At 63.5% G+C, this 15,257-nt stretch carries 13 protein-coding genes, 1 tRNA gene and 1 pseudogene; 10 read left to right on the top strand and 5 right to left on the bottom strand.

Annotated elements, in window-relative coordinates; translation table 11 throughout:
• Positions 1-20: 20 nt before the first annotated feature.
• Complete coding sequence (locus OWR21_RS04025) at positions 21-905, top strand: RNA methyltransferase (RefSeq protein ID WP_147213682.1); 885 nt, start codon at positions 21-23, stop codon at positions 903-905.
• 147 nt (positions 906-1,052) lie between these two features.
• Positions 1,053-1,799, top strand: a complete 747-nt coding sequence (gene cysE, locus OWR21_RS04020) for a serine O-acetyltransferase (protein ID WP_147213683.1) — start codon at positions 1,053-1,055, stop codon at positions 1,797-1,799.
• Between the two features lie 21 nt (positions 1,800-1,820).
• On the opposite strand, the gene OWR21_RS04015 is transcribed toward cysE, so the two are convergent.
• Genes OWR21_RS04015 through OWR21_RS04000 form a run of 4 tightly spaced genes read right to left on the bottom strand, consistent with a single transcriptional unit; the run spans position 1,821 to position 4,455 of the window.
• A complete protein-coding gene (locus OWR21_RS04015) occupies positions 1,821-2,639 on the bottom strand; it encodes a UDP-2,3-diacylglucosamine diphosphatase (protein ID WP_147213684.1) in 819 nt (272 codons plus the stop codon).
• Positions 2,636-3,142, bottom strand: coding sequence for a peptidylprolyl isomerase (locus tag OWR21_RS04010; protein WP_027677677.1), 507 nt, complete (start codon positions 3,140-3,142; stop codon positions 2,636-2,638). Before OWR21_RS04010 ends, OWR21_RS04015 begins: the two co-directional genes overlap by 4 nt.
• A gap of 29 nt (positions 3,143-3,171) precedes the next feature.
• A complete protein-coding gene (locus OWR21_RS04005; RefSeq protein WP_147213685.1) occupies positions 3,172-3,753 on the bottom strand; it encodes a peptidylprolyl isomerase in 582 nt (193 codons plus the stop codon).
• Between the two features lie 51 nt (positions 3,754-3,804).
• On the bottom strand, positions 3,805-4,455 hold the full coding sequence (locus tag OWR21_RS04000) for a tetratricopeptide repeat protein (protein ID WP_147213686.1): 651 nt from the start codon (positions 4,453-4,455) through the stop codon (positions 3,805-3,807).
• 253 nt (positions 4,456-4,708) lie between these two features.
• Between OWR21_RS04000 and cysS the strand changes: the two genes are divergently transcribed.
• From cysS to OWR21_RS03970, 6 genes and pseudogenes are all read left to right on the top strand, one after another.
• Positions 4,709-6,100 carry a cysteine--tRNA ligase gene (cysS, locus tag OWR21_RS03995; RefSeq protein WP_147213687.1) on the top strand — a complete coding sequence of 464 codons (1,392 nt, stop codon included), beginning with the start codon at positions 4,709-4,711 and terminating at the stop codon, positions 6,098-6,100.
• Positions 6,085-6,976 (top strand): annotated as a pseudogene (locus tag OWR21_RS03990) (DNA-3-methyladenine glycosylase family protein). The gene cysS and the pseudogene OWR21_RS03990 overlap by 16 nt, the downstream one beginning before the upstream one ends.
• Before the next feature lie 86 nt (positions 6,977-7,062).
• A complete protein-coding gene (locus tag OWR21_RS03985) occupies positions 7,063-8,031 on the top strand; it encodes an acetyl-CoA carboxylase carboxyltransferase subunit alpha (protein ID WP_009238448.1) in 969 nt (322 codons plus the stop codon).
• A complete protein-coding gene (gene tilS, locus OWR21_RS03980; RefSeq protein WP_147213689.1) occupies positions 8,000-9,418 on the top strand; it encodes a tRNA lysidine(34) synthetase TilS in 1,419 nt (472 codons plus the stop codon). Before OWR21_RS03985 ends, tilS begins: the two co-directional genes overlap by 32 nt.
• Before the next feature lie 96 nt (positions 9,419-9,514).
• Positions 9,515-10,765, top strand: coding sequence for an aspartate kinase (locus OWR21_RS03975; protein WP_045204290.1), 1,251 nt, complete (start codon positions 9,515-9,517; stop codon positions 10,763-10,765).
• A gap of 146 nt (positions 10,766-10,911) precedes the next feature.
• Positions 10,912-11,005 (top strand) — tRNA-Ser (locus OWR21_RS03970).
• 184 nt (positions 11,006-11,189) lie between these two features.
• Here the strand turns inward: OWR21_RS03970 and fabI are convergent.
• Positions 11,190-11,984 carry an enoyl-ACP reductase FabI gene (fabI, locus tag OWR21_RS03965; protein ID WP_147213690.1) on the bottom strand — a complete coding sequence of 265 codons (795 nt, stop codon included), beginning with the start codon at positions 11,982-11,984 and terminating at the stop codon, positions 11,190-11,192.
• Positions 11,985-12,292: 308 nt separating this feature from the next.
• On the opposite strand from fabI, the gene OWR21_RS03960 reads away from it, so the two are divergent.
• Together OWR21_RS03960 and OWR21_RS03955 are read left to right on the top strand one after the other, a co-directional pair.
• Positions 12,293-14,179: an extracellular solute-binding protein gene (locus tag OWR21_RS03960; protein WP_147213691.1), complete on the top strand. Its 1,887-nt coding sequence runs from the start codon at positions 12,293-12,295 to the stop codon at positions 14,177-14,179.
• 16 nt (positions 14,180-14,195) lie between these two features.
• Positions 14,196-15,248: a microcin C ABC transporter permease YejB gene (locus OWR21_RS03955; RefSeq protein WP_027677667.1), complete on the top strand. Its 1,053-nt coding sequence runs from the start codon at positions 14,196-14,198 to the stop codon at positions 15,246-15,248.
• Positions 15,249-15,257: the final 9 nt, after the last annotated feature.

The raw sequence follows: 15,257 nt of genomic DNA, 5'->3' as shown, positions 1-15,257 counted from the left end.
AAAGAGTGGCCGTATTGTATATGAACCCCGCCTCCGGCGCCGCGCGAATTGCGCCAATGAGCGCTCCAAACACCAACCCTGCCGACCCGGAAACGCTGCGCCAGCGCGCCGCGCGGTGCCGTTTCGTGCTGGTCGAGACCAGTCACCCCGGCAATGTCGGCTCCACGGCACGTGCGCTCAAGACGATGGGGTTTGGCGAGCCCGGCAGCTTCGTGCTCGTCCGCCCGCGCGAGGCCGAGGCCCAACGCCACGCCGATGCCGTTGCCATGGCAAGCGGCGCCGATGACGTGCTGGCCGCCGCCCGGGTGGTCGACGACATTGGGGAAGCGCTGGCCGGCGCCTCGCTGACCATTGCATTGACTGCGCGCCCGCGCGAATTCGGGCCCCGCCGAATCGGCCCGCGCGCTGCGGCAGAAGAGGTGGCTGCATTGCTGGCTGCGCCGGGCGCCACCGTCGCCTTCGTCTTCGGCAACGAGCGATTCGGCTTGCCCAACGAGGTGGTGGAGCGCTGCCACGTCGTCACGCACATTCCAGCCAACCCGGCGTATGCCTCGCTGAACCTGTCGCAGGCGGTGCAGTTGATTGCGTACGAGGTCCGCATGGCGCTGCTGGCCGGCACCGGCACGGGCGACACCCGCATGGAAGGCGTCGGCTTTGTCGGCGAGCCAGCTACCGCCGAGCAGATCGACGGCATGTTCGAACATCTGGAGCAGGGCTTGGTCGAGATCGGTTTTCTCGACCCGGCCCAGCCGAAAAAGCTGATGCCGCGCCTGCGGCGTCTGTTCGCCCGCACGCAGCTGGAGACCGAAGAGGTCAACATCTTGCGCGGAATCGCCAAGCGCATGCTCGGCCGCCGCGCTGCAGCGACCACGCCACCCACCGGCGCTGCCGACGACTGTCGCTGATCGCCCTGAACGCCGCCCGTTGTTGATCAAACCGGGCGGCATCCCCTGCATGTCTGGTTAAAACCCTTGCCGCAGCGCGGTAAGGCAATGCCTTACACTGCCCTCAGCGCATCGCGCATATAGATATAACGATCCACACACCTCAAGATGTTCACACGCATTCGCGAAGATATCGGCGCCATCATGGAGCGAGACCCGGCCGCGCGCAGCCGCTGGGAAGTGCTGACCTGCTACCCAGGCCTGCACGCCATCATCGTCCATCGAATCGCGCATGCGTGTTGGCACAGCGGCTTCCGGTGGCTGGGGCGGTGGTTCTCGCACCTCGGGCGTTTCCTTACCGGCATCGAGATCCACCCCGGCGCGACGGTCGGCCGGCGCGTGTTCATCGACCACGGCATGGGCGTCGTGATTGGCGAGACCGCTGAGATCGGTGACGACTGCACGATCTACCAGGGTGTCACGCTGGGCGGCACGTCGCTCTACAAGGGCGCCAAGCGGCATCCGACGCTCGGCAAGGGCGTGGTGGTCAGTGCAGGCGCCAAGGTGCTGGGCGGTTTTGTCATCGGGGACGGGGCGCGCGTCGGCTCCAATGCGGTCGTGCTCAAGCCGGTGCCACCGGGGGCAACGGCGGTTGGCATTCCGGCGCGCATCATCGAGCGTGATGTGGCGACCGAGGCGCGGTCTGCGCTCAAGCAGGAGTTTTCCGCGTATGGCATCACACCGGATGCGGACGATCCTGTATCGCTGGCGCTTAAACGGCTGATCGACCACAGCGAGCTTCAGCAGGAACGCATCGAGTCGATTCTTTCCGCGCTGGATCGCCTGGGCGCGCACCTGGAAAACTCGCCGAACGATCCGTTCGATGCGAGCGAGCTGAAGCGGATGCTCAAGTAAGCAAGGGCAGGTGGCGGCAGATCATGCCGCCACTTGCTCGACCGTCAGTGCGCCGTCCTGCAGCTTGAGGAAACTGCCGCGCGGCTGCGCTTGATCGAAATCCCAGTCGGAAAGAACCCAGCGGTCACCGCTCGGCTCGTGATGCAGTTGCGGGCGGTGCGTGTGGCCGTGGATCAGCGTGCTGGAATTCGATGCCTTGAGCAGCGCATCCACCGCTTCGGGTGCGACGTCGCCCATCATTGCGGCGGCGCGGGGCTCACCGGCGACATTGGCGGACATGGCGCGGCCGGCTTCGCTTTCCGCGCGCATCTTCTGCGCGATCTTCAGCCGCCAGCGCAGCGGCATCGCCAGGAATATCGACTGCACCCAGCGCTTGCGCGTCCAGTGGCGAAAGCGCATGTACGCCCTGTCGTGCGTGCAGAGCGCGTCGCCGTGGGCGAGCGCGATACGCTGGCCATCGTCTGCTTCGAGCACGGAGGGATCGGGCAGCAGCGTGGCGTGCGCAGCCTTCAGAAAACGCTTGCCGAGCAGAAAGTCCCGATTGCCGTGCATAAACAGCACGCGCGTGCCAGCCCCGGCCAGTTCAGCGAGCAAGCTGGCGATGTGCTGGTGGAACGGATCCGCGAGTTCTTCATCGCCGACCCAGTATTCGAAGAAGTCACCCAGGATGACGAGCGTGCTTGCCTCGCGGGCGCGCGTGCGCAGAAAACGCTCGAACGCGGCGGCGGTGGCCGGCATGCTGGCCGTCAGGTGCAGATCCGAAATAAAAAACACCGGCCCGGAAACCCGGACCGGTGTCTTCAGCGCGGAGGCCTGTGCGGCGTGCGCTGCCTCGATCATTCGATCACTTCGGCGCTTTCGATGATCACGTCTTCCATCGGCACGTCTTGGTGGAAACCGCGGTTGCCCGTGCGCACCGAACGGATCTTGTCGACCACGTCCATGCCTTCGGTCACCTTCCCGAACACGGCGTAGCCCCAGCCTTGCGGCGTCGGCGACGTGTGGTTCAGGAAGTCGTTGTCGACCGTGTTGATGAAGAACTGGGCCGTGGCCGAGTGCGGATCGTTGGTGCGTGCCATGGCAATGGCGCCGCGCTCGTTCTTCAGGCCGTTGTTGGCTTCGTTGTCGATCGGAGCCTTCGTGGGCTTCTGGTTCATCTTCTCGCCCGGCTCGAAGCCGCCGCCCTGGATCATGAAGCCCTTGATGACGCGGTGGAACACCGTGCCGTTGTAGTGGCCATCCTTCACATAGGAGACGAAGTTGGCAACCGACTTCGGTGCCTTCTCAGCGTCCAGGGCCAGGGTGATGTCGCCGTGGTTGGTGTGCAGCTTGACTTGGGTCATGGTGAATTCCTTGGGTGGGGCAAAAAGCGTTACTTGGAGACGACGGTGGCCGATTCAATCAAGATCGGCTTCACGGGCACGTTCTGGTGCGGGAGCTTGGTGGTGGTTTCCACCGCCTTGATCTTGTCGATGGTGTCGGTGCCCTCGACGACCTTGCCGAAGACGGTATAGCCGTAACCGTCCTGACCAGGGTAGTTCAGCATGTTGTTGTCGACCACGTTCACGTAGAACTGCGCCGTGGCGGAGTTCGGGTCCATGGTGCGCGCCATGGCGATCGTGTACTTGTCGTTCTTCAGGCCGTTCTTCGATTCGATTTCGACCGGCGGGCGCGTGTCCTTCTGCTTCATGTCTGCCGTGAAGCCGCCGCCCTGGATCATGAAGCCGTCCATCACGCGGTGGAAGATCGTGCCCTTGTAGAAGCCGTCCTTCACGTACTGCAGGAAGTTGGCGACCGTCTTGGGCGCCTTGTCCGGATACACCTCAACGGTGAAGTTGCCCATCGACGTCTTGAACTGGACGCGCGGCGCGGACGCGGTGGCTGCCGTGGCGGCGGTGGCGGTTACGGCCAGTGCACACACGAGCCCGGCAAAGAGGAAGCGGATACGGAGCATGGTCAGCGAGAGAGAACTTGGGGTGGGAAAAGCAGGATCGGCTGCGTCTTTTTATTGACGCTTGGCCGGCTTGGCGCTCACGCCGCTGGCTGCAGGCAGCGTGGTCGGGGCAGGTTTGGACGCGGGGTGCACACCCGGCAGATCGGGCAGGGCATCCAGGCGTGCACGCGCGGTGGCGTTCTTCGGGTTCAGCTTGATGGCGCTTTGGTACGACTGCGCGGCCAGGCGGACGTAGACATCGCCCAGATTGGATTGCGCCAGCGCATTTTCCGGCGCTACGCGGTTCGCCATGATCAGGCTGTCGCGGGCACGGAGGAGTTCGCCGCGCTCGGCATACAGCGCGGCCAGGTTGATGTACGGCTCGGGCAGCTCCGGGAAGTCCTGCGTCATCTGGCTGAAGGCCACGATCGCGTCGTCGGCGCGGCCGAGGCCGGCAAGCGCCACGCCGCGCTGGAAGCGTGCCTGCGCGTTGCGCGGCTGGGAGGCGACGTCCTTGTCCAACTCGGCCAGTGCCTCGGCGTATTGCTTCTTGGCCAACGCGTCGTCGATGCGCTTCTGGCGCGCGACCTGCGGCGCTTGCTGCGTGCTGGGCATCAAATCGGCCGGCAAGGCAAAGCCGGCGGTCTGGGCGAAGGCCGGTGCTGCCGACATGGCGAGCAGGCAAGCCAGGGTTGCAGCGGTCTGACGCAGCGGTCTGTTCATGAGAATCGGTTCCGTTATACTCCGGCGCATTCTAACAAACCGTCTTTGTGCGCAGCAGCGGCCGTGCGCACCGGGAAAGGTTCTTGACGGGGAGCATGCCAGGCGCACCGGCAGGCCGCCCCGTCAGCGCAGTTCCGGTAAGATATGCCGCTAGTTTTGCAGGCGCCTCGCCGGCGCCGATTGCCTCCAATTTAGTCCGCCCGCAACGTTGTACCTCGCATGCGCGGCGCGCTGAGTCTCCCGACACCGCTTCATGGAATCACTCAAGATTTACAACACGCTCGCGCGTGAGAAACAGACGTTCGTCCCCATCGAGCCCGGCCGCGTGCGCATGTACGTGTGCGGGATGACGGTGTACGACTACTGTCACGTGGGGCATGCGCGGGTCATGGTGGTGTTCGACATGGTGCAGCGGTGGCTGCGCGCGTCAGGTTACGAGGTGACCTACGTGCGCAACATCACCGACATCGACGACAAGATCATCAAGCGTGCGGTCGAGAACGGCGAGACGATGAGTGCGCTGACGGGCCGCTTCATCGCCGCCATGCACGAAGACGCCGATGCGCTCGGCGTGCAGCGCCCCGACCACGAGCCCCGCGCCACCGAATACGTGCCGCAGATGCTGAACATGATCGGCAGGCTGCAGACGAACGGTCTCGCCTATCAGGCCACCGATGGCGACGTGAACTACGCGGTGCGCAAGTTTCCCGGTTACGGCAAGCTGTCGGGCAAGTCGCTCGAAGACCTGCGTGCGGGCGAGCGCGTGGCTGCCAACGATGCCAAGCAGGATCCGCTCGACTTCGTGTTGTGGAAATCCGCCAAGGCCGATGAACCGGCCGAGTCGCGCTGGGCGTCGCCGTGGGGCGAGGGCCGCCCGGGCTGGCATATCGAGTGCTCGGCGATGAGCTGCGAGCTGCTGGGCGAGCATTTCGACCTGCACGGTGGCGGCGCCGACCTGCAGTTCCCGCATCACGAGAACGAGATTGCCCAGTCCGAAGGCGCGACCGGCAAGACGTTCGTCAATACATGGATGCACAACGGCTTCGTCCGTGTGAACGACGAGAAGATGTCGAAATCGCTCGGCAACTTCTTCACCATCCGCGATGTGCTGAAGGTGTACGACGCGGAGGTCGTGCGTTTCTTCATCCTGCGCTCGCACTATCGTAGCGACTTGAATTACAGCGACGCCCATCTCGATGATGCGCGCCACGCGCTCACGCGTTTGTACACGGCGCTCAAGGATGTGCCGGCAGCGGCGGGTGCCAAGCCCGACTGGAACGAGTCGCACGGCAAGCGCTTCCTGGAAGCGATGAACGACGATTTCAACACGCCGGTCGCCGTGTCGGTGCTGTTTGAGCTGGCGAGCGAAGTGAACAAGACGCGCTCGCCCGAACTGGCCAGCCAGCTGGCCGCGCTGGCCGGCGTGATGGGTTTGCTGGGCCGCGATCCGCACGCGTTCCTGCAGGGCGGCGTGTCGGCCGATGGCCTGGCCGCCGCCGAAGTGGAAGCGCGTATCGAGGAGCGCCGCGCCGCCAAGGCCGCTCGCGATTTCGCCCGTGCTGATGCCATCCGTGCCGATCTGCTCGCCGCCGGCATTGTCCTGGAAGACAAACCGGGTGGCCTGACCGAATGGAGACGCGCATGAACGCGGTGGCCAAGAAAGCCAGCGTAACGCGCAGCACCGCCACCAAAAAGGCTCCGGCCGTGAAGGCGCCGGCTGCCAAGAAAGCTGTCGGCAAGAAGGTGGACGGCGCGGCAAGCAAGGCGGTCGTCGCCACGAGCGCGCCGATCAAGGCCGCTAAAGTCGCCAAGGCTCCGGCAAAACGCGCGCCTGCGAGCAAGGTGCCGTTGCCCGAAACGCTCGCGACTGGCGAGACCTTGCCTGTGCCGGCAGAGGTGGTGCTTTCAGGCCCCCGAATACTGGCAAGAAGCTTGCGCTGATCTGATGAAGCGCGACCGTATCCTGCGCAAGATCATCCCGACGTATGGCCCGGCGCACTTGGCTTCGCGCGGCGACCCGTTCGTCACGCTTGCCAGGTCGGTTGTTGGTCAGCAGATCTCGGTCAAGGCCGCGCAGTCGGTGTGGGAACGCGTCGTGGCGGTGTGCCCGAAGCTGGTGCCCGCCCAATTCCTGCGTGCCGGTCAAGAGAAGCTGGCCGGCTGCGGTCTCTCGAAGCGCAAGGCCGAGTACATCCTCGATCTGGCCGATCACTTTCGCAACGGTACCGTGCACGTCGCCAAGTGGGCCGAGATGGAAGACGAGGATGTCATTGCCGAACTGACACAGATTCGTGGCATCGGCCGATGGACCGCGGAGATGTTCCTTATGTTCAACCTGATGCGGCCCAACGTGCTGCCGCTGGATGACATCGGCCTCATCAACGCGATTTCGCAAAATTATTTCAGTGGCGAACCCGTCACTCGCAGCGAAGCGCGCGAAGTGGCCGCCAACTGGGAACCGTGGCGCACCGTGGCCACTTGGTATATGTGGCGCAGTCTCGACACCGCGACCACCTATTGATCTGTTCATTTCGATGAAACGGAGCGCGTCGCCGGGCGGTCAAAATCCGGTAGAATGCGCGCCTTCAAGAGCCTTTCAGAAGATCCATGAAAACAACCTTCCTGGAGTTCGAGCAGCCGATCGCAGAACTTGAGGCGAAGATCGAAGAACTTCGCTTCGTACAAGACGATTCCGCTGTCGACATTTCTGAAGAAATTTCCCGCCTGGCATCCAAGAGCCAGCAGCTCACCAAAGATCTGTACGCGAATCTGACGCCATGGCAGGTCGCGCAGATTGCCCGACACCCGCAGCGTCCGTACACGCTCGATTACGTCCGCGAGATCTTCACCGACTTCCACGAACTGCACGGCGACCGCACCTTTGCGGACGACCTGTCGATCGTGGGTGGTCTGGCGCGTTTCAACGGCCAGGCTTGCATGGTGATCGGTCACCAGAAGGGCCGCGACACGAAGGAGCGCGCACTGCGCAATTTCGGCATGTCCAAGCCCGAGGGCTACCGCAAGGCCAAGCGCCTGATGGAGCTGGCGGACAAGTTCGGCCTGCCGATCTTCACGTTTGTCGATACGCCGGGCGCATTCCCGGGCATCGATGCGGAAGAGCGCGGCCAATCCGAAGCCATCGGCCACAACCTGTTTGTGATGGCCGGCCTGAAGGTGCCCCTGATCGCCACCATCATCGGTGAAGGCGGTTCGGGCGGCGCACTGGCCATCGCCATGGGTGACTCCGTGATCATGCTGCAGTTCGCCACGTACGCGGTGATCTCGCCGGAAGGCTGCGCGTCGATCCTGTGGAAGACCGCAGAGAAGGCGCCCGAAGCCGCCGAGGCGCTGGGCTTGACGGCGCATCGTCTGAAGGCGCTGGGCCTGATCGACAAGATCGTCAATGAGCCGCTGGGCGGCGCACACCGTGATCCGAAGGGCATGGCGACGATGCTCAAGCGCGCGCTCGCTGAGTCGCTGCGCCAGTTCCAGGGCATGAAGACGTCGGAACTCCAGGCCCGCCGTCACGAACGCCTGATGGCTTATGGCAAGTTCAAGGAAACCGAAGGTCGCTGATTCGTCGGCTGATCTCGTCAACAAGGTCGCACAACGCGTTGCCGCGTGTGCGGCCTTTGTTGTTTCTGGCGAGGTCGACACACCGATCGTGGCGATCGCGCTGTCGGGCGGGCGGGATTCCGCCGCGCTCCTGCACGCGTGTGCCGCGTGGCGCGACGCGGGCGCCCGCGTGCAGCTCGTTGCCCTGCATATCCACCATGGCTTGCAGGCCGATGCCGATGTCTGGGAGTGCGCGTGTCAACGCATGGCCGAGGCGGTCGGCGTGGCGTTTCATGCGCGTCGCGTCCACGTAGCGATCGATGCGGGGCAGGGCGTTGAAGAGGCGGCGCGCGAAGCCCGGTACGCCGCACTCGAAGCGCTTTGCGAGGAGACGGGCGCCTCCATCCTGCTGACGGCCCATCATCAGGACGACCAGGCTGAAACGGTACTCCTGCAATTGATGCGCGGGGCCGGCCTCGACGGGCTGGCCGCCATGCCGATGGCTCGGGCGGGCGCAATCACGTTGCTGCGTCCATGGATCGATGCATCGCGCAGCGAGATCGAGCTGTACGCACATGCTCACGCGCTCAGCTGGGTTGAAGATCCGTCCAACACCGACGCACGCTACGCGCGCAATGCATTGCGCCCGCTGCTGGCAGGCATGGCGGATCATTTCCCCGCGTATCGCGAAGCGCTGTCGCGCAGCGCTGCGCATCTGGCGGAGGCCGCCGCGTTGATCGACGAGATTGCACAGGCGGACCTGACCCAAATCGCGTCGGCGAAGGAGCTGAACGTGGCCGCGCTGAATGCACTGTCCGTGCCGCGTCAGCGTGCGGTGCTGCGTGCGTGGTTGGCCAAGGCAGGCATGCGCGCGCTGCCAAGTCGACGTCTGGAGGATCTGCGTACGCAGTTGACCGACGCGCGAGATGACGGTGCGCTGCGCATTGAATTGCCGACTGGGCAGGTCAGGCGCTACCGTGGCGTTGCATGGATCGACGCTGGCGCCAGCGATATTCCAGAGCCGGCCGCAATTGCCATCGGTGCGGCGCTGTTCGAGCCGACGCATCTGGCTGAACAGCGCGTGACGTTGGACGCATGGGGCGGGACGCTGTTGTTTGAGCCCGTGGCGAACGACGGTGTTGCAGCCCAAACGTTGCAAGCGCCGCTCCTTCTGACGCCCCGCCGTGGCGGTGAACGCATCGTGCTGCGCTCCGGCGCACCGTCCCGCGCGCTCAAACAGGCCTATCAGGAGGCGGGCATTCCGGCCTGGGAGCGCGAGCGGTTGCCGCTACTTTATGCGGGCGACATGCTCGTGTTCGCAGCTGGGCTGGGAATGAATCGAGCCGCCATGCACACCGGTGCTGGTTGGCAAATCACGTGGTCGGCCGGCGTCGAGGGTGCGCTCTGAAACACATCGTCACCGGTGATTTGCTTGCCGATCGATGTAAATTGCTGTATTTTCAAAAGCTTTTGCACCGCTTCGCCTCCTCCTGATCTTTCCAAGATGGCTCTCATCGTTCACAAATACGGTGGCACCTCGATGGGTTCGGTTGAACGCATCAAGAATGTCGCCAAGCGCGTTGCCAAGTGGCACCGTGCAGGTCACCAGATCGTGGTCGTCCCCTCGGCCATGTCCGGCGAAACCAACCGCCTGCTGGGTATGGCCAAAGAGATTTCGGCCCAACCCGACCCGCGTGAACTCGACATGATTGCCTCGACGGGCGAGCAGGTGAGCGTGGGTCTGCTGGCCATTGCACTGCATGCCGAAGGCATCGACGCCCGCAGCTACACAGGCTGGCAAGTGCCGGTGAAAACCGATTCGGCCTACACCAAGGCGCGCATCCAGTCGATCGATGATGAGCGCGTGCGCGCTGATCTTGACGCGGGCCGCGTGGTCGTCATCACGGGCTTCCAGGGCATCGACAGCGAAGGTCATATAACCACGCTGGGCCGTGGTGGTTCCGATACCTCGGCCGTGGCCGTTGCCGCCGCGCTCGAAGCCGACGAATGCCTGATCTACACCGACGTGGACGGCGTCTATACGACCGACCCGCGCGTGGTGGACGACGCTCGCCGGCTGGACAAGATCACCTTCGAAGAGATGCTGGAAATGGCCAGCCTTGGCTCGAAGGTGCTGCAGATTCGCTCGGTGGAGTTTGCCGGCAAGTACCGCGTGAAGACGCGCGTGCTGTCGTCGCTGACCGACCCGCTGATGCCGCTCGACGTCGAGATGAACTCGGGCACGCTGATTACTTTTGAGGAAGATTCGAACATGGAAGCCGCCGCCATTTCCGGCATCGCCTTTGCCCGCGACGAAGCCAAGATCACCGTGATCGGTGTGCCGGACAAGCCCGGTATCGCTTATCAGATCCTGGGCCCGGTCGCCGACGCCAACATCGACGTCGACATGATCATCCAGAACCAGTCGGTGGAAGGTAAGACGGACTTCACCTTCACCGTGCCGCGCGGCGAATACCAGCGCGCCCTGGCGATCCTGAACGACAGCGTGAAGGCGCATATCGGCGCGGCCAGCGTGTCGGGCGACCCGAAGGTGTCGAAGGTGTCGGTGGTGGGTGTGGGTATGCGCTCGCACGTGGGCATCGCCAGCAAGATGTTCCGCACGCTGTCGGAAGAGGGCATCAACATCCAGATGATCTCCACTTCGGAAATCAAGATCTCGGTGCTCATCGATGAGAAGTACATGGAGCTGGCCGTGCGCGCGCTCCATAAGGCGTTCGAGCTGGATCAGGCGTAATCGGCTGAGCTGACACCGGATGGCCGGGTGGCGACCCGGGGCCATAGATTCTCACCCCATGTCATGCAGTTGTCGTTGACCGGGTGGGGTGAAGTGGCTAGAATACGCGCTTCGTTGCACGGGCTCCTTCGTGTGACGCAAGTTTGGGAGACGTGGCCGAGAGGTCGAAGGCACTCCCCTGCTAAGGGAGCATCCGGGCCAAAACCTGGATCGAGGGTTCGAATCCCTCCGTCTCCGCCAGTTTGGCGCTTCTCGCGGGAAGCGCGCATAACAGGCGGATGCGAGTCGAGCTGACGTGACGGCTCGCATTGCACTGCACGTCAAAAAGCCCGCATGGTTTGCGCCATGCGGGCTTTTTCTTTGTCTGCTCCCCACGCATGCGCCTTCCGAAGATGGCGCGCGCATGCGTGGGTGCATTAACGCATCAGCCTTGGCCGACGACGTCCGGCACACCGGCGGTCACGTTGAAGCCGCAGTCCACGTACGTGATCTCGCCAGTCATACCGCTGGCCAGATCCGACAGCAGGAACGCCGCCACGTTGCCCACTTCCTCGATGGTGACGTTACGGCGCAGGGGGGCCACGTCTTCCATGTACTTGAGCAGCTTGCCGAAATCCTTGATGCCGGACGCGGCGAGCGTCTTGATCGGGCCCGCCGAGATGCCGTTGGCGCGGATGCCCTTCGGACCCAGCGCGCTGGCCAGGTAACGCACGCTCGCTTCGAGCGACGCCTTGGCCAGGCCCATCGTGTTGTAGTTCGGGACCACGCGCTCAGCGCCCAGGTAGGTCAGGGCCAGCAGCGAGGCATTGGGCGAGAGCATCGGCAGCGCAGCCTTCGCCAGCGCGGGGAAGCTATAGGCCGAGATGTCATGGGCGATACGGAACGACTCGCGCGACAGGCCATCCATGAAGTTGCCAGCAATCGCTTCGCGCGGCGCAAAGCCGATCGAGTGCACCAGGCCGTCGAAGTGGCCCCAGTGCTGGCCGAGGTCTTCGAACACCTTGGCGATCTGTTCATCGCTGCCGACGTCGCAATCAAACACCAGCTTGCTGTCGAACTCGGTGGCGAATTCGGTAATGCGGTCCTTGAAGCGTTCGCCGACGTAGGTGAAGGCCAGTTCCGCGCCCTCGCGCTTGCAGGCATTGGCGATGCCGTAGGCGATCGAGCGGTTGGACAGAAGGCCGGTAATCAGAATGCGCTTGCCAGCGAGGAATCCCATGGTTTCTCCATACAAATGTGGGGCAACGTCGCGCCCGTATGTTGCTGTGGTCACTCGTCACTGCAGCGGCGCAGCGGCGGTTTCCGGGGCACGAGGCAATTAGGTGGGCGCGATCATACCGGAAAGCGCGGGGCGCCTGCCCATTTGCGCGGTGCCGCACAACGCCTGCCAGCCTTGTCAATGCGGGACGATCCCGGGCCGGAATTGGTGGGATTGCCGTGGGAGGGCGTTAGAATCGTCGAAAACAGTTTTTCAGACAGCGATCAATCGGATCAACGCATGCAAGGACATTGGGGGCAAGGGGCGCAATGAGCGTGCGCGTTGTGGCACACAAGCGATTCATGGCGCTGTTCAGCCTGCTGGCGGCGATTTGCGCGACACCCGCCTGGGCGGCACACGGCTACGCCGAATATGGCGACCTCAAGTATCCAGCGGGTTTCTCCAATTTCGGCTACCTGAACCCGAAGGCGCCCATCGGCGGCATGCTGCTGCTCGGCAATCCAGACCGCCGCACGAGCTTCGACAAGTTCAATCCATTCACGATCAAGGGGACGTCGGCACCGGGCCTGAATCAACTGGTGTTCGAAAGCCTCCTGATTACGAGCTGGGATGAAACCGCCAGCGGCTATGGCCTGCTTGCGGACGACGTGACGGTGGCTCCCGACGAACTCTCGGTCACGTTCCACATCAACCCGCGCGCGCGGTTCTCCAACGGCGATCGCGTGCGCGCGTCAGACGTCAAATACTCCTACGACATGCTGATGGGCAAGGGCGCGAGCCCGGCCTATCGCAGCATGACCGCAGATGTGGCCAAGGTGACGGTGGTGGACGCCAGCACCATCCGTTACGACTTCAAGCGCAAGAACAAGGAGCTGCCGCTCATCGTCGGCGGCCTGCCGGTGTTCTCGCCCAAGTGGGGCAAGGGCAGCGGCAAGCCCGACGACCCGGATGGCGGCAAGGATGTCGCGTTCGACAAGCTGACCTTCCAGGATCCCGTTGCCAGCGGGCCGTATGTGATCGAGCGCTTCGATCCGTCGCGCGGCATTACCTTCCGTCGCAATCCCGACTACTGGGGACGCGATCTGAACGTGCGCCGTGGCTCGTTCAATTTCGAGCGCATCCAGTACAAGCTCTACAAGGACGAAACCGCCCGCCTGGAAGCGTTCAAGGCCGGCGAGTACGACGCCATGGTGGAATACCGTGCCAAGAACTGGGCCAAGAGCTATGTCGGCGTGAAGTTCCGCAGCGGCGAGTTGATCAAGAGCGAATTCCCGCATCGGAATGGCGCAGGCATGCAGGGCTTTGTGATGAACCTGCGGCGGCCGCTGTTTCAGGATCTTCGCGTGCGCAAGGCGCTGGCGTTGGCGCTCGATTTCGAATGGCTCAATCGACAGCTTTTCTACGGTGCATATCGCCGGCTCGACAGCTACTTCGCCAATAGCGAACTGGCCGCGTCGGATTCGCTCACGGGCATGCCCAGCAAGGGCGAGCTGGCGTTGCTGGAGCCGCTGCGCAGCAAGCTCGACCCCGAGGTGTTTGGTGTGCTGCCCGCACCGCCCTCGACGGATCCGCCCAGCTCACTCCGTGACAACCTGCGGCAGGCACGTCGCCTTCTGGCCCAGGCGGGCTGGACCTACGCCGACGGTGCGCTGCGCAACAGCAAGGGTGAGCCGTTCGTCTTCGAGATGCTCGACGATGGCGGCGCCATGAGCCGCGTCATGGCGGCGTATGCACGCAACCTTGAGAAGCTCGGCATCCAGGTCAACCAGCGCATGACCGATTTCGCGCTCTACCAGAAGCGGTTGGAAGAGTTCGATTTCGACATGATCTCGCTGCGCTTTCCCGATTCGCAAAGCCCGGGCAATGAACTGAAGGACCGCTTCGGCTCCGCTGCGGCTGACGAGGCCGGCTCGGACAACGTGATCGGCCTGAAATCGGCCGCCGTCGACGCGCTGATCGACGATGTGCTGCGTGCCGACAATCGCGACGAGCTGGTCACCGCTTCGCGCGCCCTCGACCGCGTGCTGATGCAGGGTTGCTATGTGATTCCGCACTGGTATTCGGCCTCGCACCGCGTAGCTTACAACAAGAACCTGATGTACCCGGATCGCTTGCCGTATTACTACTCGGCCGAGGCCTGGGTTCTGACGGCCTGGTGGCGGACGCCGGAATCCGCCCAATCGGCTGCCAAATGACCGCATCGGTGACACCATGTTCGCGTACCTGATCAAACGGTTGCTGCTCCTGATCCCGACGCTGATCGGCGTGATCACGCTCACGTTTGTCGTGATCCAGTTCGTACCCGGTGGCCCGGTCGAACAGATGATGATGGAGATGAAGGGGCGGGGCGCGGGCGGCGAGGCCAGCGGTGGCGGTGCCTTCGACTATCGCGGCCGTCGGGGCGTCGACGCCGAGAAGATCAAGGAAATCCGCGCCTTGTATGGCTTCGACAAAAGCCCCGTCGAACGTTACTTCTTGATGCTCGGCCGTTTTGCGCGCTTCGATCTGGGTGAGAGCTACTTCCAGCACCGCAGCGTGTGGGATCTCATCAAGTCGAAACTACCGGTATCGATTTCGATCGGGTTGTGGACGTTCTTTCTCACGTATCTCATAGCGGTGCCGCTCGGCATTGCGAAGGCCGTGCGCGCAGGCAGCCGGTTCGATCTGGTGACCAGCATCATCGTGCTGGTCGGCTATGCCATCCCGGGGTTTGTGTTGGGGGTGCTGCTGCTGGTGCTGTTTGGCGGCGGCACGTTCTTCCAGTGGTTCCCGATCCGCGGCATCACATCCGACAACTGGGATCAGCTCAGCCTGCTCGGCAAGATCACGGATTACCTCTGGCACATCACGCTCCCCGTCATGGCATCGGTGGTGGGCAGCTTTGCCGTCATCACCATGCTGACGAAGAATGCGTTCCTGGAGGAGATCCGCAAGCAGTATGTGCTGACTGCGCGTAGCAAGGGCTTGTCGGAGCGGCGCGTGCTGTGGAAGCACATCTTCCGCAACGCGCTGCTGCCGCTGGTGACGGGGTTTCCTTCGGCCTTCATTGGCGCGTTCTTCACGGGGTCGCTGCTGATCGAGCAACTGTTCTCGCTCGACGGCATGGGCCTGCTGTCGTATGAGGCCGTGATGCGACGTGATTATCCCGTCGTGCTCGGCACGCTGTACTTGTTCACGCTGATTGGCCTCGCTGCGCGATTGATTTCCGACGTGTGCTACGTGCTGGTCGATCCGCGGATCCATTTCGGCTCGGTTGGGCGATAGGCGGGCCGG

It is taken from the genome of Ralstonia sp. 1B3 (genome assembly GCF_036631435.1).
This window is presented reverse-complemented; position numbering and strand designations above follow the sequence as displayed.